The sequence below is a fragment of the Marinomonas sp. PE14-40 genome, from assembly GCF_051623805.1.
Taxonomy (GTDB): Bacteria; Pseudomonadota; Gammaproteobacteria; order Pseudomonadales; family Marinomonadaceae; genus Marinomonas.
The window spans coordinates 2036908-2060617 of sequence record NZ_CP130700.1; the positions used below are offsets into that span (position 1 = coordinate 2036908).

General features: G+C 39.4%; 22 protein-coding genes. 10 read left to right on the forward strand and 12 right to left on the reverse strand.

Going from position 1 to position 23710, the window contains the following annotated elements; all coding sequences use genetic code 11:
- The first annotated feature begins 73 nt into the window (after positions 1 to 73).
- Complete coding sequence (locus Q0A08_RS09335; RefSeq protein ID WP_438466593.1) at positions 74 to 1234, forward strand: hypothetical protein; 1161 nt, start codon at positions 74 to 76, stop codon at positions 1232 to 1234.
- On the opposite strand, the gene Q0A08_RS09340 is transcribed toward Q0A08_RS09335, so the two are convergent.
- Together Q0A08_RS09340 and Q0A08_RS09345 are read right to left on the reverse strand one after the other, a co-directional pair.
- The gene (locus tag Q0A08_RS09340; RefSeq protein WP_438466594.1) at positions 1231 to 1626 is read right to left on the reverse strand and encodes a GFA family protein; all 396 of its coding nucleotides are present in this window, start codon (positions 1624 to 1626) and stop codon (positions 1231 to 1233) included. The two genes, Q0A08_RS09335 and Q0A08_RS09340, sit on opposite strands and share 4 nt — an antisense overlap.
- Before the next feature lie 42 nt (positions 1627 to 1668).
- Positions 1669 to 2034, reverse strand: a complete 366-nt coding sequence (locus Q0A08_RS09345) for a hypothetical protein (RefSeq protein WP_438466595.1) — start codon at positions 2032 to 2034, stop codon at positions 1669 to 1671.
- 163 nt (positions 2035 to 2197) lie between these two features.
- On the opposite strand from Q0A08_RS09345, the gene Q0A08_RS09350 reads away from it, so the two are divergent.
- Positions 2198 to 2782: a TetR/AcrR family transcriptional regulator gene (locus Q0A08_RS09350; protein WP_438466597.1), complete on the forward strand. Its 585-nt coding sequence runs from the start codon at positions 2198 to 2200 to the stop codon at positions 2780 to 2782.
- A 34-nt stretch (positions 2783 to 2816) separates the two neighbouring features.
- On the opposite strand, the gene Q0A08_RS09355 is transcribed toward Q0A08_RS09350, so the two are convergent.
- From Q0A08_RS09355 to Q0A08_RS09375, 5 genes are all read right to left on the reverse strand, one after another.
- Positions 2817 to 4631: an EAL domain-containing protein gene (locus tag Q0A08_RS09355; protein ID WP_438466599.1), complete on the reverse strand. Its 1815-nt coding sequence runs from the start codon at positions 4629 to 4631 to the stop codon at positions 2817 to 2819.
- A gap of 8 nt (positions 4632 to 4639) precedes the next feature.
- On the reverse strand, positions 4640 to 5359 hold the full coding sequence (locus Q0A08_RS09360; protein ID WP_438466601.1) for a sensor histidine kinase: 720 nt from the start codon (positions 5357 to 5359) through the stop codon (positions 4640 to 4642).
- Between the two features lie 12 nt (positions 5360 to 5371).
- Positions 5372 to 5800, reverse strand: coding sequence for a response regulator (locus Q0A08_RS09365; RefSeq protein WP_438466603.1), 429 nt, complete (start codon positions 5798 to 5800; stop codon positions 5372 to 5374).
- 28 nt (positions 5801 to 5828) lie between these two features.
- Positions 5829 to 7820, reverse strand: coding sequence for an ATP-binding protein (locus Q0A08_RS09370; protein ID WP_438466605.1), 1992 nt, complete (start codon positions 7818 to 7820; stop codon positions 5829 to 5831).
- Between the two features lie 396 nt (positions 7821 to 8216).
- Positions 8217 to 8828, reverse strand: coding sequence for a LysE family translocator (locus Q0A08_RS09375; protein ID WP_438466607.1), 612 nt, complete (start codon positions 8826 to 8828; stop codon positions 8217 to 8219).
- Between the two features lie 155 nt (positions 8829 to 8983).
- On the opposite strand from Q0A08_RS09375, the gene Q0A08_RS09380 reads away from it, so the two are divergent.
- Both Q0A08_RS09380 and Q0A08_RS09385 read left to right on the forward strand, forming a co-directional pair.
- Positions 8984 to 9481: a MarR family winged helix-turn-helix transcriptional regulator gene (locus Q0A08_RS09380; protein WP_438466609.1), complete on the forward strand. Its 498-nt coding sequence runs from the start codon at positions 8984 to 8986 to the stop codon at positions 9479 to 9481.
- A 245-nt stretch (positions 9482 to 9726) separates the two neighbouring features.
- Positions 9727 to 10578: a substrate-binding periplasmic protein gene (locus Q0A08_RS09385; protein ID WP_438466611.1), complete on the forward strand. Its 852-nt coding sequence runs from the start codon at positions 9727 to 9729 to the stop codon at positions 10576 to 10578.
- 52 nt (positions 10579 to 10630) lie between these two features.
- Here Q0A08_RS09385 and Q0A08_RS09390 read toward each other — a convergent pair whose 3' ends face one another.
- From Q0A08_RS09390 to Q0A08_RS09400, 3 genes are all read right to left on the reverse strand, one after another.
- Positions 10631 to 12337 (reverse strand): methyl-accepting chemotaxis protein, encoded by a 1707-nt coding sequence (locus tag Q0A08_RS09390; protein ID WP_438466613.1) that lies wholly within the window; start codon positions 12335 to 12337, stop codon positions 10631 to 10633.
- 561 nt (positions 12338 to 12898) lie between these two features.
- On the reverse strand, positions 12899 to 13636 hold the full coding sequence (locus tag Q0A08_RS09395) for a hypothetical protein (RefSeq protein WP_438466615.1): 738 nt from the start codon (positions 13634 to 13636) through the stop codon (positions 12899 to 12901).
- The gene (locus Q0A08_RS09400; protein ID WP_438466617.1) at positions 13617 to 13820 is read right to left on the reverse strand and encodes a hypothetical protein; all 204 of its coding nucleotides are present in this window, start codon (positions 13818 to 13820) and stop codon (positions 13617 to 13619) included. Before Q0A08_RS09400 ends, Q0A08_RS09395 begins: the two co-directional genes overlap by 20 nt.
- 461 nt (positions 13821 to 14281) lie before the next feature.
- On the opposite strand from Q0A08_RS09400, the gene Q0A08_RS09405 reads away from it, so the two are divergent.
- From Q0A08_RS09405 to Q0A08_RS09415, 3 genes are all read left to right on the forward strand, one after another.
- Positions 14282 to 15214, forward strand: coding sequence for an endonuclease I family protein (locus Q0A08_RS09405; RefSeq protein ID WP_438466618.1), 933 nt, complete (start codon positions 14282 to 14284; stop codon positions 15212 to 15214).
- A gap of 565 nt (positions 15215 to 15779) precedes the next feature.
- Positions 15780 to 16706, forward strand: coding sequence for a leukocidin family pore-forming toxin (locus Q0A08_RS09410; RefSeq protein ID WP_438466620.1), 927 nt, complete (start codon positions 15780 to 15782; stop codon positions 16704 to 16706).
- A 103-nt stretch (positions 16707 to 16809) separates the two neighbouring features.
- Complete coding sequence (locus tag Q0A08_RS09415; RefSeq protein WP_438466622.1) at positions 16810 to 17529, forward strand: hypothetical protein; 720 nt, start codon at positions 16810 to 16812, stop codon at positions 17527 to 17529.
- A gap of 61 nt (positions 17530 to 17590) precedes the next feature.
- On the opposite strand, the gene Q0A08_RS09420 is transcribed toward Q0A08_RS09415, so the two are convergent.
- Positions 17591 to 18205, reverse strand: coding sequence for a LysE family translocator (locus Q0A08_RS09420; RefSeq protein WP_438466624.1), 615 nt, complete (start codon positions 18203 to 18205; stop codon positions 17591 to 17593).
- A gap of 83 nt (positions 18206 to 18288) precedes the next feature.
- Positions 18289 to 19227 carry a LysR family transcriptional regulator gene (locus tag Q0A08_RS09425; RefSeq protein WP_438466625.1) on the reverse strand — a complete coding sequence of 313 codons (939 nt, stop codon included), beginning with the start codon at positions 19225 to 19227 and terminating at the stop codon, positions 18289 to 18291.
- Positions 19228 to 19366: 139 nt separating this feature from the next.
- Here Q0A08_RS09425 and Q0A08_RS09430 point away from each other — a divergent pair, with 139 nt between their 5' ends.
- From Q0A08_RS09430 to Q0A08_RS09440, 3 genes are all read left to right on the forward strand, one after another.
- On the forward strand, positions 19367 to 20242 hold the full coding sequence (locus tag Q0A08_RS09430; protein WP_438466627.1) for a carboxylate/amino acid/amine transporter: 876 nt from the start codon (positions 19367 to 19369) through the stop codon (positions 20240 to 20242).
- A gap of 171 nt (positions 20243 to 20413) precedes the next feature.
- Complete coding sequence (locus Q0A08_RS09435; protein ID WP_438466629.1) at positions 20414 to 21856, forward strand: hypothetical protein; 1443 nt, start codon at positions 20414 to 20416, stop codon at positions 21854 to 21856.
- Positions 21853 to 23691, forward strand: coding sequence for a hypothetical protein (locus Q0A08_RS09440; protein WP_438466631.1), 1839 nt, complete (start codon positions 21853 to 21855; stop codon positions 23689 to 23691). The genes Q0A08_RS09435 and Q0A08_RS09440 overlap by 4 nt, the downstream gene beginning before the upstream one ends.
- The last annotated feature ends 19 nt before the right edge of the window (positions 23692 to 23710 follow it).

Genomic DNA, 23710 nt, shown 5'->3' on the forward strand with positions numbered 1-23710 from the left:
AATAACATCAAACTTAAGGCTGCTGGATTAAAGGCCTTCATCACTTTTTCATTTGCCACTACAAGGATTGGTTATGCCTTTTACTATCAACAACACCCCTGTCACCTTTTCAATAGCAGAGTTTGATCGTATCGCTAGAGAGTGCCACCCCAATATTAGAATTGCAGCGTCTAGCCTAAATAATTTACGAGAGCTGCTAACAAGAACCTCGCCACCTGTACAAAAACAAGAAATAAGCTTAAGAATATCTCGAATGTCTCAAGTGAAAAAAGAAAAGTATAAAAAAGTCATAAAATACGTGTCGTTTCACTGTTCAGCTATCTCACAGCACCTTGCACTTAATGTTGTCGCTAATGGTCGTCTAACCAACAAATTAGACTTTCAAGGCTATTACGCCACTATGGACTCTACCACCGATTATGTTGACCTTATGTATGGCATAGCGCCTGCCAGAAGTTACGCCCCTTATCGTTTGCCCGTTGGTCGTCCCTTACAATGTGACGACTTTAATAATGCTTCTAATATAGGGACAGGTTTAGCTTTTGGCCGCCAATGGAATGGATCTGGTCTGCTGAATGTAACCCGCCAAGAAGCGATGGACAGTATTCGTCGTGGAGGGCCCCTTGGCGATATTCGTAATGAGGCAACACGCCAAGTCTTCTCAAATGGCTTACTTGCCAGCCGCTATAATCCTGCGGACGTTTTTAATATGACAAACTCAAGACTATTAAAAGATACTCATCAGAACAAAGCCGCTGTACGAACACAACATCCAGATACGAATAGGGGTCGAAGTACAGCAGATCAGCATTATTGGGCCCATGCAAAAATGTTAAAAGGGGTTAGGCGTGCCTGCAAAGGCGGTATTGCTATGGTTGCATCTTCCCCTCTTTATCGAAATGTAGATGCCAAGGTACACTTTGTATTAGATGGTTTGGGTGACCTAGGCACTATGGCCAGAAAGGATAGCCTTCCCAATAAAGACGATTATGTAGCCATCACCTCTTCTGAGTTAGCTTTTTGTTGCCGCTATTGGAACGATAGCAACTTCCCGCTTCGTAATGTCGTTAAGTTTTATGTGAATGGTGATAGGGTTCATGCCCCTTGGGAGGCAGATTGGAATGTTACCGACGCCACAGGAGCACAGGTCTATTCAAATCAAGAAGCTTGGTTGCGTTATCAATATAGCTCAGCTCAAGTGAACTCAGTGGTTAAATCTTTCCCACGCTTTTAAATCAGACGTTCTAAATTTTTGATTTCATCATACCAAGGCATTCTTTCATGCCAGACCCTAACTTCCTGAGGAGGAAGTTTAGGCTGGCTTGAAAGCGTACCCACAGGTACAACAAGTAACCTTTCATTTTGCGTTATAAATGGCATGGAAGTCCCACATGTTTTGCAAAATACCCGCCTTACCTGACTATTGGGTACGTCAAAACTCTTCAAGTGATTTTCTCCTTGCTGCCAACTTATATTCTCTACAAAAGTAAAGGCATTCGCCACATTTGAAGAACCTGACGCTTTTTGACATAAGCGACAATGGCAAAGTTTAAAGCTCATAAAGTCATCCTTGACTTGGTATTTAACCTTTTCACAAATACAGGAACCAAGTAAATAAGATGCCATTTTTCACCTCTTCTTTTAGCTAAAATTCATCAGTTATAAAATCTAGTTTGCCAAAAAGTATGTCTTGATTTTTTGATTAAAACTTAATCCAAAAGATACCAACGCAATAACCATTCCTATATAAGCACCAGCAGGAATAGCAATGACAAAGTTAACAAAGAACATAGTTCTAAAGCCGACAAAATTACGCTTTAAAATAAAGTTCACTAAAAAAGCAAAACTCGTAATATAAGCAGCACCTGTATACAAGAACCATTGTGGGTCCAGCGTACCGACTTGAATATTTTGACTAGTGAAAACCCCATAAAATACAAAAGGCAGCACCATCATCAGAGCATTCAAAATGAAAGTAACTCTTAAAGGGATAGGTTTTTTGGGAAGGTCTTGAGTCAAATTAGGGCTTGTCATAGTTTTACCACTCTTACATAAAATTAAAAATACTGAAGGGGTTTAAAGACAAAGCGAATGGAATAAATTACACTAACCATATCTTGAACCAACCAGTTCAAGACCATATTGAAACGATCAGTTCAAGATGTCAATACTATTTTAATAATGGAATAAACAGACTATGAGTGGAAATAAACAATTCGATACTGATACAGCAGTAGATTCAGCTATGTCACTCTTTAAAGATAAAGGCTTTTCTGGCACATCACTTTCTGATTTAGAAAAAGTTACAAAGCTTAATAAATCAAGTATTTACAATGCTTTTGGTAATAAGGATGGTTTTTACACAGCCTGTCTTGAGAGATTCCGCTTACACTACACTAGCCAAGCCTTAGCTAAACTTGAACAGGCCGATTTTAAAACAGCTATTTATGAATATTGTGACTATCTAGTCGGTGGGTTTAATGACGACAGTATGGATCAAGGCTGCTTGGCTAGCCTTGCCGCGTTGGAGATGGCCGCTCAAGAGTCTGTTGCGAAAGAATCAATCAAAAAAGGCTTAGATGATATGCTCACATGCCTTGAGAAAAGGTGTCAGCTAGCCATTGAGCAAGGTCAACTCAGTCATAAATGGCAAGCAGATGAGCTCGCTGCTATGATCATTTCGGTTAACCGAGGAGCCATTGTATTAAACCGTGGCCGAGGTAATAAACAAGCAGGTAACAGAGCTTACCGGGGTCTACTAGCGGCCATTTTTAATGAGTGATTCATATGAAGATCTTCAAGCTAATACACCAAAGTTAAACCAACTCTGGTGCCTGCTTGTCTACACGTGTTTTGTCTGAGACTTGGCTCTCTAGCGTTTTCGTTAAAAGGCTTTCTTGTGGCTCTGGCCTATGCAAATAGTAACCTTGAATCATGTCACATTTAAGCTTTTTACACGTTTGGTATTCATCTAAAGTTTCGACCCCTTCTGCGACAACCTTCATGCCCATTCGGTGGCCAATCTCAATTATGCCAGAAACGAGCGCTTGGTTACGTCTATGCTTTTCAATGTCTTTAATCAAAGACATGTCTAACTTGAGATAATCAATGGCAAACTCTAATAATAGTTTGATAGATGAATAACCGGCACCAAAGTCATCTAGGGCAATTTTTACCCCTGCGTCACGCAGTTCTTCAATTTGGTTAATGCAAGTAGCCACATTCTTCACCATTTGCCTTTCAGTTAACTCAAGACAAAAGACGTTAGGTGAAAGGTTTAGCTCGTCCAACCAAGATAAAAACAAACGGCTAAAATTGGCACTGGATAATTGTGATGCTGTCACATTAATTTTAATGCTCGCCAAGTTCACATCTGACTTGTCGAGTGCGTTAATCAGCCTTTGGGACTTTTTCAGCACTATCTTAGTGAGCTGATTAATAATCGGGCTATCTTCAAAGACTGGGATAAACTCTTCTGGACGTACAGGCCCCATTAACTGTGAGTTCCAACGTAATAATGCTTCGTAATTTAAGCTGTTTGGTTGATGTATGTCTTCAATACTTTGAAAGAAAACATCAAACTCATCTTGCTTAAGCGCCTGATCAAGCTGCGCGGCTATCATAACTTTACGGTTATACTTTTCTTCCATTTCCCCTGTATAAAAGCGTACTGATTGGCCAGATTCTGGATTAGCTTTAACCTCATACATAGCACAATCTGCATGCTTCATCAGTAGTTCTGCACTGTATGCTTCAGGAAAAAAAGCCACTCCGATAGCAGGTTGGCTTTGTATCTCTTTACGATCAATGGCAAAAGGCGCTTCAAAAGCCGACAGTATATTTTCAATCAGTAGATCAACTCTTTGCTTATTACTGCTATCGATAAGGTCGGTAAAAATAAGAAACTCATCTCCCCCCATGCGAGCAATAAAATCCCCAGCATCTAGAGTTATCTGCAATCTCTTTGCGACCTGAATCAGTAACTCATCCCCGACGATATGACCAAAGTTATCATTCACGGTTTTAAAGTTATTTAGGTCTAAATAAAGTAATGCAAACTGCTTTTTTTCTGCCTGTGCTTTTTGCAACCTGTGATTGATTTCTGCTTCAAATTGAGTGCGATTAGGGAGTTTGGTGAGGTGATCTGTATAAGCTAGCTGATTAAGTTGTTCATTACGATCGGCAATATCAATCAGGGATTGCTGTAATGCTTGTTCCGTCTTTCGGCGTTCTTTGGCGTAATAAAAGCTTCTAGCAAGTAAAGGCGGGGTAATATCATTCTTAGTGAGAAAGTCTTGCGCTCCAAGCTTTAATGACTCTACCGCTATCTCAAGATCTGTTTGCCCTGTCAGCACCACTATGGGTAATCCTGGGTAGGCATCTCTTAATAGAGTCACACTCCTTGAGCCAGTACTATCTGGCAAATTCATATCCAGTATGAGCAGATCAAAATCTTGTTTCGCTAACTCACCTGCTATTTCAGAGTACTTATCGACACAAACAAGGCTGAATTTACCATCATAGGCCTCATCAAGCATGGCTCTGACGATTTCGGCATCTACCGGATTATCTTCGGCGAGTAGGAAGACATTTTCATTATGACCATCATGCTCTAGTAGCGAGTTATACATTTTACGTCCTATATAGAAAACTCATATTCAACCTTGAATCCACCTAACTCTGATTCACCAAAATACAAACGTGCTTGATTAAGTTGTGCTATGCGTGCGCAATAACTCAGCCCCATGCCTAGATTGGGTGAGTCCTGATAATTTCTTGTCGTACTAAAAGGTTTCGTTAACCCCGATAACTTAGATTCACTGACACCAATGCCATTATCTTCAATGACCAAAACTGCCTTTTGTGATGTGATTACCTGCAAGCTGATGCTAATTTCACCCGCTTTATTTGGTTGTTGAAACTGCAAAGCATTATTAATTAGTGAGGTTAAAAGCAGCTTCCAGTGGTTTGGAGTCGCGTGCAATTTTACGGCTTGCAAGTTCAAGCTCACATCAGGTGAATTGCCATTCAGTAATCCAGCATTTTCATCTAAACATTTCGACAGCATTGTTTCAATCAAGAGATTGAGTTCCAACTCGACTGATACTTCTCGACTTGACTCTAAACGGGTATAAAGTGTCATCGCATCTATCATAGACTGAGCTTTATCAGCACTGCCTTTAATCAGCTGCATCCAATAACGCTCTTTGTCACTCACCTTTTCACTTATGTCTTGTTCTAACAAACCAGTTAACTGACTAATCCCCCGAATGGCCGCCCCTAAATCATGGGAAATGGCATAGGAGAACTCTTGCAATTTTGGCGTATACATCTCGTCAGGCTTGGCTTGTTCAGACATATTTAGTGCGACCTATTTATTTGGCAATTTAACAATATCAATCCAAAAAGACTCTATACTTTGAACCACTTGAATAAAGCTCTCCAAAGACACAGGCTTGCTAACAAAGCAGTTAGCATGAAGTTGATAAGCTTCTTTAATGTCAAAAGCATCCTTAGAACTGGATAGGATAATCACAGGAATATCCTTTAAGTGTTCATCCTGTTTGAGTGATTTTAAAACATCACGGCCACTCACTTTTGGCAAATTTAAATCAAGCAACACAATATCTGGACGTTCAACATCCTCATAAGGCCCTCGCTTGTTTAGGTAGTTTAACGCCGACTCTCCATCTTCAATCACGGTCAGAGTGTTTTTCAACTTACCACGACTTAGAGACTCTTTTGTTAACTCAATATCGCCTTTATTGTCTTCTACCAATAAGATGTTTATCGATTCCATCAGCCTTTTTATTCACCTCTTAAAATTGTTACTCGATTTTCTGTTGCTTAGGCCAGTTAATGATAAAGGTACTGCCCTGCTCTAATTGAGACTCTAAGTGAATAGAGCCAAAATGACGTTCTACTATCTTCTGACAACTGGCCAAGCCTATCCCTGTACCAGGAAACTCACTATTGCCATGCAGCCGCTCAAAGATGTTAAAAATTTGCTTTTGATATTGGGGTGCAATGCCTATGCCATTATCGGTAATACGTATTTGCCAATGGTCATCAATTGAAAGCACTTTAAGTGCCACAAGCGGTGTTTCACTATGATTAAACTTGAGGCCATTGTTCACTATATTCAAAATGAGCTGAAATAACTGAGATGGCACAGCAGGTAGATGTGGTAGATTTTCTTCCCAAATAAATAGCCCATTACGTTGAGCAAACTGATTTAATAGGGTTTCATTAACATGCTGGCACGTTTTAGCAAGATCAACACTCTCATAATTGGTAATCACCTTATCAGAGCGACAGTATTCGAGAATATCGTCTATCATATCTCGTGCTCTATTCGCCCCATCTATCATGTAATGAAGATACTTCTGACTTTTTTCGTCTAACTTGCCTTCTAATTGCATCTCTAAAAGAGGCCCAAAGCCTTGCACCATACGTACAGGTTCTTGCAAATCGTGTGAGCAGATATAAGCAAAACGCTCTAACTGCTCATTCACCTTCACCAAACTAGAGTTACTTTGGTTGAGCTTATTATTTTGTATTTTAAGCTGATCAAATAACTGGTTACGTTCTGTGTTATCAATCACGGTAACCAAAGTATGCCAACGACTTAATAACTTGATAGGCGCTAGAGCAACCTGCACAGAGATAACTTCACCATTGGCACATAGCCCGGTAAAAGCATCTAAATCAGACATAAGTGACTTATCGACATCTGGGTTAATCGGATGGTATTTACCTTGCTCCCAAATGTAACCGGTTCTTTGTTCTTCTGGCACTAAGTAATCAATGGATTTTTGCAGCAAATTTTGCACGTCGTAACCAAAAATCTGGCAAATAAACTGGTTCACATCCACTATGTGTCCCGCATCATCCACTAAGATCATGCCCACTGGGGAAGAGTCAAAGATCTGCTTAAACCGGGTCTCTGACTCAGAAATATAATGGTTAGCCTGTCTAAGTTCTTCTAATAAACTTTCTCGCTTGGCCATATCACGCTTCAGCTTTAAGCCTGTGATTGAAGCAAGGACGATCAAGAGAATAACGGCCAAAAACAGAATATATAAATTAATATCACCAAAGTTTGTTTTTAACCTAGTCACAGAAATAGCCAGATCATTGTCCAACTCAAGCATAATCTTATGCTTATTATTTGAATCAACATTTTGATTTTGATTTAACGAAACGAAAAAAGAGTCTTGGCTGTCTGTTAAACCCACTAAGTAATGATTTGAGATTGAAGAGACAGAGACAGACACTGACCTAAGCAGTTTTTCGCAAGAATAAACACCGGCGATTAAACCTAAGAACTCGTTATCACGATAAACTGGGTACCAGACCTCAAATGAGCAGTTCCCTTGGATGGCTTCAAACGCCTTGGTGTAATGTGCCTGTTTGGTTTTTTTCGCTAACGCTGAAACACGGGCAGGCTCTGCCAAGTCAAGGTGTAAACCTAAAATTTGGCGATTTTCCCTTAAAGGTGATACTGAACGTATGTAAAAGTCTTGGTCAACCCAGGTAAAGTTAATGAGCTCAGGATGAGCTTTTAAGTAGGCACTACTTCGGCTTTCAAAACTCTTAATGTCGACTTCATTACGACGACGCATTTCTGCTAGTAGGTTTATATAATCTAGATGACTTTGTAGCTTGCCAATGATAGAGGCACGTAGATCTTGGCTAACACGAGAAAGCTCTTGCTGCTGATTATTGACGATAAGAATATTGATATAGAAAACAATGGCCAGTAATAGCATACCAATGGCTGCAAGATACCATTTTATATGAAGCTTATTAGACGCCATCACAGCAATTTGTTCCCTATTTTTTAACTTTTGTTAGGTGTTTTTTTATCAAAAAACCTAGGTTAAACAATGACTTTTTCCTGCTAGAAAAAAGGAGGTATTTTATTGCGATGGGAAAGAGTAAACACCTTCTGAACCCTTGTCCATAAAATTAGTTTATCTTTGGCAAACTAGGCGTGAAATAGCGCGATATAGGGGTTAGATAGACTTTAATAACCTTACAATTTATGCGTAAAAATCAAAAATGAGAGGATTAGACTGAGCGAATTACCGTCTAATAAAGACGTGTTTTGAATTAAAATAATTGGCTTAAGTAACTTCTCAGCCATCCTAAGCATCGACCCTGAATTGAAGAGACCCTAAACTTTCGTTTAAGGTCTCTTTAAAAAGTAAACACTAAATAGTGGCCGCGACACCTGCCGCCACAAAAATGACAGCCGAAACCCTATCAAGCACACTGGTTTTACGCACACTATTAATACGCCCGATAATCATTCTAGATAAGACGCCGTAAAGCACCTTACATAGAAAATCGACAGCAAACCAAGTGGCCACAATTACCGTTAGTTGAGTGAGATAACTCTCTTGGGTTGAAATAAACTGAGGTAAAAAGGCAATAAAAAATACAATATCTTTAGGATTAGTAATCCCTAAGGTAAAGCTTTTTAATAGCAGGTTTTGATGCTTTTTAGGTGCTTCTTCTTGCCCTTCTTCACTGGCTGGTTTTGAAGACATCCAAAGAGTAAAACCAAGATAAATAAGGTAAGCAGCGCCTAAGTATTTAATCAGATAAAAAGTGGTTTCTGAGGCTGCAATCACAGCACCTAAACCTATGGCAGAGATACTAATCAAGATAGAAGAGGCGGTACTGCCCCCTAAAATGATCGGCATAGATTTACGCATCCCAAGGTTAATAGAGCTATTCACCATTAATAGGGTTAAAGGACCAGGAATCGCAATCACCAAAGCGATGGTGACGGTAAAAATGATCCAAGTATTAAAATCCATGCCGTTTCCTCTATCTTGCTGATGACTTTCATCCAATGTGGGTGAAAAATAATTTTGTATAAACATTTATATTACGAGTAATATAAATGATATTGAGAAACTGAGTCAAACCCTTTAGAGTTTGGCCCAAAGTAATAGAAAAAGAGAAAGAAACTATGTCAGATTGGATTTCAGAAATGGAAGGGCTTGCCTTGGGCTCTCGTATGCGCCGCTTTAGCGACTATCTATCTGTTGAAATTAAGGCTGTTTATAAAGCCAAAGGGATAGACTTTAATCCTAGACACTTTCCCGTGGTGTCATTAATTTGTGCCCATAGTAGCGAGCTGCTTTCGATTCGTGAGCTAGCCGAAGAAACCGGCCTCACCCACTCTTCCATTAGCCAAACTGTCACTAAGCTTGAGTCTATCGGACTCTGTACTCGTGAAACAGATCCCAGAGACGAACGAGCTATTATTGTAAGACCCAGTCAGCAAGCACTCGATTTTGTTGAAAACGAATTAACACCTATCTGGCAAGCGATAAAATATGTCACGAATGACAGCTTACCAGATCAAAGCATAGGCTTTTGGCAAACACTAGAAGAAGCAGAAGAAATTATGCATGGAGAGCCTCTTTCCCGAAAAATTCTTAAACACCTCGCCAATAGCAAATAATGCACAACGAAATAGCCATATCTGTCTCTGCTAACTAAGATAAGGTCAGTATTAATTAAATTCTATGTGATTTTATCCCTGATAATCAAAAGGATGAGATGGGACTAATATAAACCTCCAATCAAAATCAGAACGTTAAAAACACTTCTATAAAGAAGTCATTAGACTCTGCCTTGATAGCTAGGTTTACAGCTCAGAACCCCATAAATATTGCATCTAAGTGACATACTAGGAGTCAGTTTGTTATGGCGTCAAGTAAGGCTTCTCTAGCTATTGAGTTAACAAAAAACTTGAAACGCCTTGCGTCATTAAACGCTAGATGTATCGTTGCAAGCCTGCTTTTAGTCTTGATAAACCCAGCCTTTGCTAAGTATAAAACCATCAAGATTGTGACCCTGTTTGATTATGCACCTTATTGTATGGCAGATGAGGGTTATCAAAGTGATCAACTTATACACCTAGGCGAAGATGCAATTGGGTTTCGTGGCTATAGTTGGGATGTGCTACGTGAAAGTTTTCAAGAAATGGGCTACACAATACAGCTTAAGATTGTCCCTTGGGCAAGAGCAGTATCTACGATCAGATCAGGCAATGCCGATATTCTCTTTCCGACTGGTATTAATACAGAAAGACTCAGCACTTTTTACTTTTCAGAAGAAGCGATTAATAGCGCTAAATTCAAAGTGTATGTGAATCAAGATTCTGCTTTAGAGTGGCAAGATTTAACATCATTAAAAGGCCTCTCTATTGGCGTAAAGCGAGGCTTTAACTATGGTGATAAATGGGATGCCGTAAAAGATATTAATATCATCAAAATCACCACCATCACCCAAGGGTTTAAAATGCTAGAAGCTAATTACCTTGATGGCTTTTTGGGTTATGAGACAAATTGGGATTACACCCTTAAGCAAGAGAATTGGCAGGGTAAGTTTAAAAAGATGCCGGCCTTTGATAGTTCTAATGAGTACCTAGCGGCCTTGAAAACCAATCCCAATGCCAAAGCCTTACTTGCCGATTTTGATCTTGGTAAGAGACGCTTAATGAAGCAAGGTAGATTACAGCAGATACATGAAAAATGGTTTGGCAAAGCAGAATAAAGTGTAGACACTACCCTATTCTACTTTGACCAATGATAAGTTTTTGCCTGCTCTATTCCGTTTTAAATTTACCCACTAATAACTGAATCTTACTACTTAACTCAGTAGTATGTTGACTATTACTCGCGGTTTCTCTTGAACCTGCTGCGGTTTCTTCCACATGCTCATTAATCACTTCCACCGTGCGACGAATTTCTTCAATCGCATTATTCTGCTCTTCGGTTGCTGCCGCTATCTGATGGTTTATTTGACTAATAGACGCCACCGATTGAGTAATCTCATTTAAGGCATCACCAGATTCCTTGCTATTTTCTACACAGGCAATCGCACGATCTTTACTTAACGAGATCCTTTCAACCGCTTCTTTAGCCCCATGCTGCAGTTTTTCTATCATGATTTGTATTTCTGAAGTGGAATCTTGAGTGCGCTTCGCTAGCGTTCTGACTTCGTCTGCCACCACGGCAAAACCACGACCTTGCTCGCCAGCTCTAGCAGCCTCAATGGCAGCATTAAGTGCCAATAAATTAGTCTGGTCTGCTATTCCTCGAATTACATCCAATACTGAGCCGATGGCATCCGAGTCATTAGCTAATCTGTCTATCACCCCAGAAGCGGTATCAATATCGCTTTGTAGCAAGTTAATATTATCGATGCTGGCATCCACTACGGCGAGTCCATTTGAGGCAGCCTTGTCCGAGTTATTCGCTAGCTCAGCACCTTTAGCCGCATTCAAAGCGACTTCTTGAACCGCAGGTAATATCTGCTCAAGCGCGACTAAAAGCTGCTCTATGCCAACTTTTTGCTCTGCAACCGCTTTATCTGTCGAATTAGCAGTGGCACTTAGCTGACTTGAAGATGAGGAGATATCGTCAATTACATGCCTTAGTTCAATAACCACATGCTGTATTTGATTTGCGAAGAGGTTAAAGCCTCTACCTAAGCTTGATAACTCATTACTGCCAACCTCATGTAGTCGCTTACTTAAGTCACCATCCCCTTCACCAATATTTAGCATGGCATTAATAGCAGACTGTAAAGGTTTAAAAAGCGCCTGCATAATAAAGAAAATCAAACTAATAATAAGTAAGGCCACAATAATTTGGCTAACAAAACTGGCTTTTAACCATAATGAAGCAGCTTCTTGGGAGTCTAAGAGATGCTCTGCTGTACGTTGATCTAACGCTTCAAAGAAAGCATTAACTGGTACAAAGATAGCTTGCACTTCTTTATGGTACTGCTGGTCAAATACAATTCTTGCAGCAAACTCTTCAACTGACTCACCTGATTTAGGTGCAAAAGGACCTGATACTATCTTACCAGTACGAATCGACTCCATTGCTTGAGTCTCTGTATCTATCAATAAATTAGAGTTACTTGCTGCTTGCGCTAAGAGGTCAAATTCTTGTTTAGAGAAGTTTAGTTCAGCCATAATTTCGCTTTGTTTCTTTAACTGCCCTGGATACAGGTCCGGATGAAAATCGCTCGGTCGTTTCACTTTCCCTGCACGCCAGTTAACGATTTCCCAGTAGGCATCAAAATACGCTTTATCACCCGTTTTTACATAAGTACGACTTAACCGGGTTAAATCCATGGAAGTGTGTTTGAATTCGTCGGCTAAAAGATATGAGAGGTAACGCGTTTGACTACTGAGCTTTTGATCTTCGTTTTTAAAGGTGGCGATATTTTGACTAATTATGGCAGTGAACATGAGTAACATAATCGCAATTAAAATAGCGATAAGACGTGTTTTAATTTTCATTTCAACATCCTTTAGCAATGAAAGGTTTTTCGAAAAATAGAATCAACCTAATGAATAAAAGTTATCTCCAGTACGCTTTTAAACAAGCGCTCAGTTTTATGTTATTTATCACAAAGTAAACGACACATTTCTTCACATTTAAATTTAAGAATAGAGAGTATAAGAAAACTTTATCTATCTTGATAGAAACCAAGGTAAATGTAAGGTTAAATTGGTGATAAAAAGCACCGTTACAAAATCTTAAAAAGAATTAACCAATTGATTATTAACAAATAAATATTCATAAAACCATTACGATTATTTACAATTATGGGAGAAATCACTTTAATTTATGACATAAAACTCAACGTTATTCTGAACTTAAGTACGATTAAATAATGTGTCATTTACACAAAGATACAGATATAAAGTAAATATACTCCATTTATTGAATACCAGAAACCGAGTGAAAAGTATTTTTGTATTATTAAATGGATAAAGTATCAGCCACAAAAAGTTAAATTTTTTACAGCTGACTAATATCAGAAAGGAGACAAAACTTGAGTAAACTAAAGCGTAAGATTAGCCCTTTTTATACCAATTAAACTTAGCTCGAATAGGTTCATGGTCACTTAATTCAGTGAAGGTATCCAACTCTTCATACTCAGCCAATTCGAGTTGGTAAGAGGCAAAGTCACGATTCAAATAAGCTAATTGGTCCGTGCTTTCACTCGAGCTAGTTGCGCAGTTAACTATGCTGTCATCTGTGCCATCTATGAAATCCTGACAAGCTAACCTCATACCAGTGGTTGATAAAAACATCTCCCAAACTTGTCGTTGCTCATCAGCAAAAGGGTAATCAGACCACTTATTATTAAAGTCTCCTCCCATAATCACTGTCGCATTGGCAGAGTAACTATTGATAAAGTCGGCCAGCTGTAAAAAATGTTTACGACGAGCGTCATAATCATCTTTGTCTCGGCCAGCATTCATATGGGTGTTATAGATATGCACAGAAAAGTCTTCTGTCATTTCATGTACGGCTACACTAAAGCCTTTTTCTGTCCAGCAATCTGGACTGTTATCAAATAAATTACCGTGACAGGCTGTATATTCTTCAAATTCATTAGAGTCTAAGCGGTAGTCATTGTTATCTCGATTAGCCATATCAAAAGGAAAGTCGGATAAACGCATTAGCCCATCACCATAAGATGTCAGACCTCCACGCCAGTGCTTTGAACGATAGGGATAAGCTTGCTTACTGAGCCTATCTTCGTCTTTTACCAAATCGTGTTTTGACTCACTGAACATTTCCTGCATCAGCACTCTCATAGAAGGGAACCCCACTTTCTTGATAATCATATCCTTTGGAGCTCTTAGTGCCTGATGCCGTAAATTCATACTCAGTAAGGCCACAAAGAGCATAGGCAGAACTTTGATAAAAACAGGCAACACCTATTAAAGAAGCAGGCAACAGGTATTTATTAAGAAGCGTTGTTTGCATTGTTATTTTTCCTTGCGAATCAAAATAGATAAAAGACACTCCTCTCTTAGAGAAGGGCTAAGAAAAATTAAACAAAAGTTGCGTAACAGAAATAGCTTTTCAAGCATCTATCTAAAAAAGCCTGAGTTCTAAATTTTTAACTCTAATTTCATGTCTTAATTAGCTTTTTATTGAAAGAGACTTTTTGCTCTTGCCTTTAATCAAATCAGGCCAAGCTGTTAGAGCAAACAAAAATATGAACACCTTTTCAAAAGCCTCATATTTAGCCTTTTCAATCCGCTTTTTTATCGTTATATTGCGCCAGCTACTAACGTCTCTTTTAGGGATATATAGGGTAGAAAAAAGTCTTAGATGGGACTTTTACGTGCGTGAACTTTTTACATGGATAGTTATAAGTCAATCAATGACGGCGTTTAGCGCCCTTGATTGCTTTTATTTATTCATGACTAAAAGGTTTTCAAATGAAGCAACACCTCTCTCCAAGTCTAGCCATATTTATCAGCTTGACCATACTGCTCATCTTTTCTCAAGGTATCACGCCAGCGTTTAGTGCGACCCTTTTTGAAACACCTTTCTCCGCCTCGAAAGGAGAGTCCCTTAAACAGTATTGGTCAGGAACTGAAGGCTTAACCTCTAACACGTTAAAAGCTAAGTTGCATGACATTATTGATGGCCAGAAACCGCTTAAATATACTCGTAGCAAGAATACAGATTGGTACGATGGTAAACGTCTAGATGTATGGGAAGCCCTGACTTACACAGACTCTGCTTGTCCTAGACACAAGCCTAAATGTGGCCTAATACAACTTTTATACCTAGATGAGACTCGTCATATTGATCTAGCTAATCGCGGAAAAGGAACCGCCGACAGTTGGGATAGAGAACATGTGTGGCCAAAGTCACGTGGTTTTAAAAAACAGAGCCAAGATGGCTATACAGATTTACACCACTTAAGGCCCGCTGACCGTAATATCAATGGCGCCCATAGTAATTATGGTTATGACGAAGGCGGTAAGCCTTTTATGGATAAGAAAGCAGATGGTACTAAACAGGCCAGTGGCACTTTTGTAGACAGGAAGAATCAATCTTTTGAGCCAAGTGATAGAGCGAAAGGTCAAGTTGCACGTATGGTGTTTTACATGGCAACCCGATATGAACTTGGGGACAATGGCAAACAGGAGAAGATGCCAGATCTCTACATAAAAGATACTAACCTCAAACAAGCAGGTCAGCCTTGGATAGGTGACTTATGTACCTTGGTGGAATGGAACCAATCTTTCCCTGTCACTGCATTTGAGAAAAGACGTAATGATAGAGTGCAAGAACTACAAGGTAATCGAAACCCTTTTATTGATAATAGCCATTGGATAAATCAAATCTGGAATCAATGTTAAGGCGCCTTAATTACGACAGACCTTTTCTATTAAACGACATTTTAAAAACACGCTATTCTCAAAAACAAATCGATTTAAAACTTTTTGAAGCGCAAAAAATAATCAATATAAACATTTAAAATAAATAAAACCTATTACAAAGAAAGTATTTCTTATAGCAATTTAAGTTTATCTAAACACCTATTTAGAAAAACTAATCAAAAACATTCTTCAACACCCTAAATATAAAAAGAATTTAAAAATTCACATTTTATTTAATTTTTTAAAATCAGGAGCTTATAAAACTTCATTATATGAAATAATGAAATTCATTATCATTTAGAGTTTTATAGTATAGACATACAATCTTTTTCCTCACACAATCCTTACAAGATCAATGCTCAAAAACAACATAACGCACATTAAAAACGCATATATTTGATTATTTTGCATAATACAAGCCAAAAGTAGAAGATATCAATTTCTAGCATTGAACGACTTATTTCTGATTTAAAGATGTTATGTCTTTAAAAGTGATTGGCTTTCTAGCCAATTATTTCAATGCTAAAAAACAAGGAAGAGATAAATGCAAAAAATAAAACCCACAATCTTTTTAGGTATATTTGCCGTTTCATTAAGCTCAGCAAGTAGTTTTACTATTGCTGCTGATACTATCAAATCTTATACATCTACTTTATATGATTTAGATGATTCGGACGCTAACAATAAAAGAATCAGATTACTTTATGCTGTTCAAAATGCGTGGAATTTAGATCATATTCCAGAATCAATTAAAGAGGTTAAATTAGTTTTATCCGGCGGATCTGGTTTTGATATGACTAATGTTCCCCAAAGAACCACGCTTTATGAATACGGTACTTCAGCAGACTATCGCTATTCCATCCCCACCTCTTTTCAACTAAAAGTGAATTATCATGATGGGGCAAATGTAAGGCATTGGGATCACAAACCTTCTAATACCATTAGTTCTGCTTCGGTTTCTGAAACCTCTGAATTTAGTCTTGGTATCACCTCAGGGCAAATACCGGTTATTTCAGGCGGTGCATCTTGGAGTACGAGTGTACGTTATGATCAGGCTGAATTTACCACTATCGCCGATTATAATCAGAATCAAAACGCTATCACTTGGAATATTCAAAATCAGTCAATTCGACACAAAACGCCCCCTAAAAATAACTTAATTTATGCTTGGACGAATTTAGGAAAATGTAACTTTAACAACCTAGTTCCAACAAATGAGTTACCCGTTGTGATGCGTTCAGACTTTAGACCTGAAGCCTCTGTCCTTTATCGTAAAGATTCAGTCACAGACGGACAAAATAATACCCGTTTAGGTCTAAGAGCCGCTTGGACTAAAACCCATTATCACTTCGCCCGTGACTGGTGCACCTTCTATTCAAACTTTAGCTGGAAGAACCATTCAGACTATAGCCAAACCTCTGCCGCTGAGAGAGTTGTCAGCATAGGTTGGAGCGATAGCCTTTATCACTAAAAACAACACTCGTCTCCCACCCACGAGTTAGCGTAAGAGCAAGAGAACATCTGGTCTCTTGCTCTTTGATAAAACGGATAAGCAAGTATTTCATGGAGTCATAATGCGGATTAATACAAGTTCAAGATCATTTTGGGTAGTTTTAGCGCTCTGCCTCACTCTAGGAGCGAGTTTAGCGGCTAGATTACTCTCTAGTGACCAACCTAATAACCAAGATACATCAACAGGGTTAGCTCAAGATAAAGTATTTAGCCAAACAGATTCACACTCAGAAACCGCAAGTGGTTTTATCAACAATAAGACTGGGTTAGATAAAACAGCTAATGACACGTTAGCGGAAGAAGCGTTAAGCCTAACCGAACTAGATGACACAGTGATTGAGGAAGAGGCTCCTCTACCAAGAGTACTTAGTAGCTATACTCCAGCAGGGGCTCATTTAGACACATACCTTGAAGAACATGATATTGCATATTTAGACTCATCATATTATCCCTTTGATGCCCAAACTGATGAAATCTTGAGACGTTACGCTAATAGTGGAAAGATGCTGCTATTTGATAATACCCAAGCCCAAGAAAATCTCTTGGAATTCAACAAAACCAGTGGTGATCTGGTATCAGACTATTACGGTACAGGTTCTGAATCTTCTATGACGATAGCCACCAGCATTAAGTTAGCTAATGGCGGTATTGAATACATGGTCTTGCCAATTTCAGCATCGGATCAAGAAAGTGAAGAAGACCTATCCGAGAAAGTAAAACTCGCCATTGAGTTGTTCGAACAAGAGCAAGAAAAAAAGCAGGAAGCCAACGCCAATAGTTAAAAATACAAAAGCCAGTCACCTTTCGGTTGACTGGCTTAATTTGAACACTCGATTTTTTGAACTAGAGAGTAAAAATAACACGACTAGCCAAACCAATTAACACCAGTCCAGATAGCTTATCAATAAGAGATGCCTTTTCTCTCAATTTAGGTAGCACAGCTTTATGAGAAAGAATCAGCGCAATAATCGTGTACCAAAGCCCATCAATCACTAGAGGCGTCATCACTACTAAGGTATTGCCCCACATGTCATCAGCCACTTTGACAAACTGACTGAATAAGGCCAAGAAAAACAAGATAATCTTAGGGTTAAAAATAGAAATCGCTATGCCATCTTGTGCTGCTTTTAAATAGCTTGTACTTTCGCCCGCCGCCAATTTATCAGACATACCGCCTTTTGATCTTAATGCCTGCACGCCAATCCAAGCTAAATACATAGCACCAAATATCGCGATACCATTAAAAATTAAGGGTGAGTGTTTTAAAATTGCTGCCAAGCCTAACAAGGTAAGTAAGGCATAGAATCCGATTCCCAGAGAATGAGCCCAAGCACAAACAATCCCCTTTGCTCGACCACCACCTAAAGTATGACGCACAACCATAGCTAAACTTGGCCCAGGTGACATGGCACCTAAACAACATATCGCAAGTAGCCCTAACCAGGTGCTAAAACTCATTTTTCATTCTCCATTAAACAGCTTGAATCACTCGATGCCCTATCCTATGACATTCTAAGCATGAGTTAAAATCACATTTAATACTAACTAGCATGAATAAATTTCACACCATCTTTTATTGTCTGAATAAGGTGCTTTTGTAACAAACCAGTACAAAGCTCCCTAAACCATTTATGTTCTGGGTCATGGTGATGTTTCGTATGCCAAAGTAGATAGTATTGATTGGCGGCAAGCGAGATAGGCAATCGTCTTAATGTCACCTCATGCCTTTGCGCAAAATCTCCCGCAATATGCATAGGTAAGGTTAATAACGCATCCGTGTTTAACACCAACTCAATCGCAGCCTGATAAAAAGGCACTTGAATCAGCACCTGCCTTTGCAGGCCCTGTGCTAAAAGCGCCTGATCTAGCGGACTATTTTTATCGCCGCCACCGCTAATAAGTATGTGCTTGCTCTGGCAATAATCACCAAGACTAAAAGCTTGCTGCTTGTTAAGGATGGGGTGGTCTTGCCTCAACATAACCACGAGTTCATCTTCTGCAAACCACCTACCTTGTAAATTTTCCGGCACTTCCTCTGCAATAGTCGTTACAAGATCTATCTGAGTGTCCGCCAGCTCCGTGAGTTTTGATGGCTGCCAAGCTTGAAATTCAAGGCTAACGTTAGGGGCTTTATCATGCATTTCACGGGTAATCATAGGAACGACCGCTTGGGCCACATAATCACTGGAGGCAATTGAGAAGCGGCGCTGGCAAAGCTCAAGCTCCATAGTATTTGGGGCATAAAGCCCATCAAGGGTTTGCATCAATTCAGGCAGTTGTGTTTTAAGCTGCTCCCCTCTTTGAGTAAGTACAAACTGATTACCTTCTCGTATGAGTATCTTGTCATGAAAAGCTTCGCGTATTTGCGACAAAGTTTTACTCATGGCGGATTGAGTAACATTAAGCTCTGCCGCTGAAGCGGTTAAATTGCGCGTTTGTAAAATAGAAACAAGTGCGGGAAGAAGTTTGTAGTTATTCACGAGCTAGCTGCCATCAGGATGATGAGCATTATCTTACCTTGCAGCTTAGCCAAATTTACAGGGCTTTATACAAAAAGCTTTATTTAGCAATCATTCTCATTTAGAGTTCGCCCTCCACTTTTCAAAAGGAATGAAAATCATGCCCTATTTATTCGCCGTGACCCTACTTTGGGCCTTTTCTTTTAGCCTTATTGGGGTTTATTTAGCAGGGCAAGTCGATGCATGGTTTTCGGTACTACTGCGTATTGGTTTAGCCACCCTCGTCTTTTTACCCTTTTTACGTCTTGGCAAAATCCCGACTAAAAGCATACTCAAGTTAATGCTGATTGGCGCCATTCAATTGGGCCTAATGTATGTGTTTTATTATCACTCCTTCTTGTATTTATCCGTACCAGAAGTCCTCTTATTTACGGTAATGACCCCTATTTATGTCACACTTCTAAATGATGCCTTTGACCGTAAATTTAACTTAAACTTTCTCATCACCGCCATGATAGCCACCTCAGGTGCCATCGCGATTCGTTATCAAGGTATAGATGCAAACTTTATTACCGGCTTTCTTATCGTGCAGATGGCGAACCTTTGCTTTGCAACAGGGCAAGTTAGTTACAAACGTCTTTTACAAGATTCAGATTTAGATCAGAAAACCGTGTTTGGCTGGTTCTTTATTGGCGCCCTTATCGTCGCCAGCCTTTGCTACCTGGCTTTTGGTAACCCAGAGAAACTCCCTAGTACTAACTTACAGTGGGGCGTTCTGATTTACCTTGGCATAGTTGCTTCAGGACTTGGCTATTTTGCTTGGAACATGGGAGCAACCAAGGTTAATGTCGGGGCACTTGCGGTAATGAACAACCTGTTAATCCCAGCAGGTATCTTGGTGAACCTGATTATCTGGAATCGTGATGCGGATATTTTAAGGCTCAGCCTAGGTGCTGGCATCATAATGTTTGCGCTTGTATTGAACCAGTGGTTGGCTAAAGGCAATTTTAGATTTAACACAGCAAAGCAAGCTTAGTTCTTTACGAGCCATATCTATACTTAACATCCCCCTTTAAACTGATCTCTAACACCTTGTTTTTGATCAGTTTAAACATTGTCTAATAAAGCTTAACCCTCTCAAAAAGCTTCCAAGCAAGTTCACTTATTGGCATTATGATGCCTGAATCCATCTTAAGGAATAAGATCAGTGAATAGGAAATTAAGTATTGCGCTGTTAACTATCAATACAGTTTGCTTGCCTTTTGCTCATGCAGAAGTAGCTGAAAAGCAAAATATTAAAGATGTCATCCCTATGACAGTAGCCAATATAGAAGGCCAAAAAAACTTATATAAAGAAGGATGGTTTATCATCACATCCAGTGAGAAAGCGATGATTTATGCTAAAGAACAAAGTATCGATTCATCTTTTCAAGCCATTCAAAAAGCCTCAAAAACAATTACAGAAAGATCTAATAACTATTTAGAAGACTTATCTCAAAATGTTTCTGATTCAAAGAAAACCAGTGAATCTATTTATCAGTCAGGCTCAAAATTAACTGACACTATTTTCGATAAAACCAATAATATCGCTCGTGATGAGTGGACATATAGTAAAGAGAAAGCTGCGGAAGCTTGGCAATCAGTTATTTCAGGTTATGTCTATTTAAGGCAATCAAGTCAGGAAAGTTTAAACGAAATTAAAAAATTACCCGGTAATTATTCAGACAAGGTTTATCAAGAACATTCTGAAATGTGGAACAACTTAAAAACCTTCCACAAGGAAAATGACCCTCAAATTCTAGTCCAATGGGATGACGCTTTAGAGAGTGCTGAAACTGAGTTTAAAAATGCTTATTTAGATTCTGGAGATGAAACCAATTCTATGTCAGGCCTATGGACCCTGCTAAGCGGATATGTTTCAGGTGCCTACAAAGGCATTGTCAAACCCGCAATAGGAAGTAGCTGGCAGGTTTCAAAGTACACAGCAACCATTGCGGGTGAAGCCGTATTTTTACCTCTTTCAAGTAGCTACATACTAACTAAAAATACAGTTCAGTCAGCAGGTCTTGCTGTGTATTACACGGGCAAAACTGCAATTGAAGTCGTTTCACCAACATTAAAAGGAGGCTATTTAACCAGTTTGTCTCTACTTTCTTCAGGTTCGGTTCCTTTAACATACCTAGCCGGAACAAGCCTTGGAATGGTAAATCAAGTTGGCACTTATGTCTCAGCACCAGTGGCAGGAGCAGCCGAAGCCACAGTTAAAACAGCATCAGATACATTAGAATATGGTGCATTAGTTACTTATGATGCATTTAAAGGCAGTACAAAAGTTTTTGTCAATCAAATGAAATCAGGTGTTGTTCTTGGTTATAACGCTTTAACCGCTATCCCAAGCCAATTACTACTAGGTTCTGTGAATTCAGCGATATTTTTAGTATGGGATGGACCAAAGTTAACCTTAGCGACTCTCAATGGTGAAATTCGCTATAAAGGGAAAATACTGGACCCAGGTTCAATTCCTGTAGGTAGTGTCATTGACTTAAAAGAGTTACAAGCAGAAAACCCAGGTAAATTAGAAGTACTAAGTGACGACCCTAGCTTAATTGATAAAGTGTTAGATCAACTGCCAAAGGATTTGCGTTTATGATGATTTATCAAGCAACAAAACCAATCATATTATGTGCTGCAAGCGTTACTTTATTAGCTTGCTCAAATACACCTAGTTCAAATGCAAATGTTGACCCACTAAAAAATACAAAAAAGCTAGTTACCCAAGGGCACACATCACTATACAAAGAAGGTGCATTACAGATCCCAAACACCTCAATTAAGCTTATCCCTGCAGGCAATGATGCAATAGGGCTAGCGAAGGAGCTTACAGGATTAAAAGCAAAACAATCTTTTTCAGAATCAATCAAGGCAGCAAAAGACTCTGTCACAATAGTCAGTGTTGGTACGCAAAAAACTTACGAATTTAGTAAGGATATTTTTGAAGGAAGTAATGATTTTGCAAACTGGATAAGAGAGCACTCTCGTCCAGGGTCGACTCAATTAATTTACAACTCTTATGATCATGCCAATAAGATTATTGGTACCTCATGGGACACCTCAAGAAGTGTCGCTAATAGCCTGTCTGAGTCAGGAGATTCTCTCTCAAAAAACTCACTTAATACAGCCTCTGAAATCAACGAAACCGGACAAGAAAGTAGTCAAAATACCTTGAATTACTCATGGCAGAAAGGGAGTACATTAGCCACATCCAGTATTGAACGGGCCGAAAAGACATTTGATCAAGGTAAAGAGAGTTTTGTACAAGGTTATATTAGGTTGCCCGACCAATTATCAAAACGTATTGATAACATGGACAGCACAACGACTTGGCAGGATCTAAGCCAAACCACACAAGATATAGAAGAGTGGCGAAAAACAACCTCCGATGAATATGCCAATTATGTAAATGACACCAGAGATACTTACTTTGACGGTATCAATGAATCTTTAGATAAAAGCCAGAAAGAATTAAATGACACGTCTCAACATGGCAGTCTCGCCGTTTTAAAATCTCTAGGATGGGCTATCCATGGCGTTGTTTGGCAAGGTGTCATTAAGCCCATTGGCAAATTAACTACTGGCACATTGTCCTATGTAGCAGTCAATGGCGTTATCTATCCCATTGTATTTGTTGGAAATGGCGTATCTTCAGCCGCTGAGTTGGCGGTTAAAGTTAGTTGGAATAGTGCTGCCATGGCATACGATGTTGTTGCCCCAACGGGACATGCAGCTCTTGCCAGTGTGATATCGTCTACTGAAGCACTTGGTGGAAGTATCGCTGGAGGAGCAATAGTAACAGGTGGTGCATTATTATCAGGTGCTCAATATGCTGGAACAAAAGTCGCGGCGGGATCAGTCGCCACTGTTGGCTATGCTTCAGGTAAAGGCATTAAATACATAGGTGTTCCAATTGTTTCATCAGGTATTGTAGTCGTAGGCGGTCTGACAGGTGCAACGGTTGCTAGTGCAGAAGCCATAGCAGGAGGAAGTGGTTATATTGCAGGTGAAGCTGCTGCGGCTTCAGCCAATGTCGTTGGGAGCGGCGCAGCCTTAGCAACCCTAGGCACAGGCACTGTCGCCTCCACTGCTGTCGGTGCAGGTTACGGCGTTTATCAAGTATCAAAATCCGTTGTAATACCCAGCTCCTATTCTTTAGGTTCAGGAGTAGTACTTGGCTACGCATCTTTATCCCAAATTGCCGCTCATAGCTTATTAGCTGTCAGTGACGCATCTTACTTGGTGTTATCAATGGAGGGGGCAAATTGGGTCGTGTACAGTGTTAAAGGCGCGGTAAATAGTGACAGCGACATATCCCCTGGAACAGTATTGAATTTAGAAAATATGCAAAATCAAGGTGAAGAATTTAAACGTCTACCTTTATCCCAAGAAGAAATGGATGCGCTAATAAACAATATTCCTCAGGATATATAAGCAAGAACCGTGAAAATCA

What these genes read in the sequence shown, in the direction of transcription:
- Q0A08_RS09420 (WP_438466624.1), bottom strand. Translation starts at nt 18,205, where the DNA reads ATGAGTTTTAGCACCTGGTTAGGGCTACTTGCGATATGTTGTTTAGGT.
- Q0A08_RS09375 (WP_438466607.1), bottom strand. Translation starts at nt 8,828, where the DNA reads ATGGATTTTAATACTTGGATCATTTTTACCGTCACCATCGCTTTGGTG.
- Q0A08_RS09430 (WP_438466627.1), top strand. Translation starts at nt 19,367, where the DNA reads ATGCCCTATTTATTCGCCGTGACCCTACTTTGGGCCTTTTCTTTTAGC.
- Q0A08_RS09355 (WP_438466599.1), bottom strand. Translation starts at nt 4,631, where the DNA reads ATGTATAACTCGCTACTAGAGCATGATGGTCATAATGAAAATGTCTTC.
- Q0A08_RS09415 (WP_438466622.1), top strand. Translation starts at nt 16,810, where the DNA reads ATGCGGATTAATACAAGTTCAAGATCATTTTGGGTAGTTTTAGCGCTC.
- Q0A08_RS09340 (WP_438466594.1), bottom strand. Translation starts at nt 1,626, where the DNA reads ATGGCATCTTATTTACTTGGTTCCTGTATTTGTGAAAAGGTTAAATAC.
- Q0A08_RS09440 (WP_438466631.1), top strand. Translation starts at nt 21,853, where the DNA reads ATGATGATTTATCAAGCAACAAAACCAATCATATTATGTGCTGCAAGC.
- Q0A08_RS09390 (WP_438466613.1), bottom strand. Translation starts at nt 12,337, where the DNA reads ATGAAAATTAAAACACGTCTTATCGCTATTTTAATTGCGATTATGTTA.
- Q0A08_RS09360 (WP_438466601.1), bottom strand. Translation starts at nt 5,359, where the DNA reads ATGTCTGAACAAGCCAAGCCTGACGAGATGTATACGCCAAAATTGCAA.
- Q0A08_RS09385 (WP_438466611.1), top strand. Translation starts at nt 9,727, where the DNA reads ATGGCGTCAAGTAAGGCTTCTCTAGCTATTGAGTTAACAAAAAACTTG.
- Q0A08_RS09380 (WP_438466609.1), top strand. Translation starts at nt 8,984, where the DNA reads ATGTCAGATTGGATTTCAGAAATGGAAGGGCTTGCCTTGGGCTCTCGT.
- Q0A08_RS09345 (WP_438466595.1), bottom strand. Translation starts at nt 2,034, where the DNA reads ATGACAAGCCCTAATTTGACTCAAGACCTTCCCAAAAAACCTATCCCT.
- Q0A08_RS09350 (WP_438466597.1), top strand. Translation starts at nt 2,198, where the DNA reads ATGAGTGGAAATAAACAATTCGATACTGATACAGCAGTAGATTCAGCT.
- Q0A08_RS09335 (WP_438466593.1), top strand. Translation starts at nt 74, where the DNA reads ATGCCTTTTACTATCAACAACACCCCTGTCACCTTTTCAATAGCAGAG.
- Q0A08_RS09370 (WP_438466605.1), bottom strand. Translation starts at nt 7,820, where the DNA reads ATGGCGTCTAATAAGCTTCATATAAAATGGTATCTTGCAGCCATTGGT.
- Q0A08_RS09400 (WP_438466617.1), bottom strand. Translation starts at nt 13,820, where the DNA reads ATGCAAACAACGCTTCTTAATAAATACCTGTTGCCTGCTTCTTTAATA.
- Q0A08_RS09405 (WP_438466618.1), top strand. Translation starts at nt 14,282, where the DNA reads ATGAAGCAACACCTCTCTCCAAGTCTAGCCATATTTATCAGCTTGACC.
- Q0A08_RS09395 (WP_438466615.1), bottom strand. Translation starts at nt 13,636, where the DNA reads ATGCAGGAAATGTTCAGTGAGTCAAAACACGATTTGGTAAAAGACGAA.
- Q0A08_RS09410 (WP_438466620.1), top strand. Translation starts at nt 15,780, where the DNA reads ATGCAAAAAATAAAACCCACAATCTTTTTAGGTATATTTGCCGTTTCA.
- Q0A08_RS09365 (WP_438466603.1), bottom strand. Translation starts at nt 5,800, where the DNA reads ATGGAATCGATAAACATCTTATTGGTAGAAGACAATAAAGGCGATATT.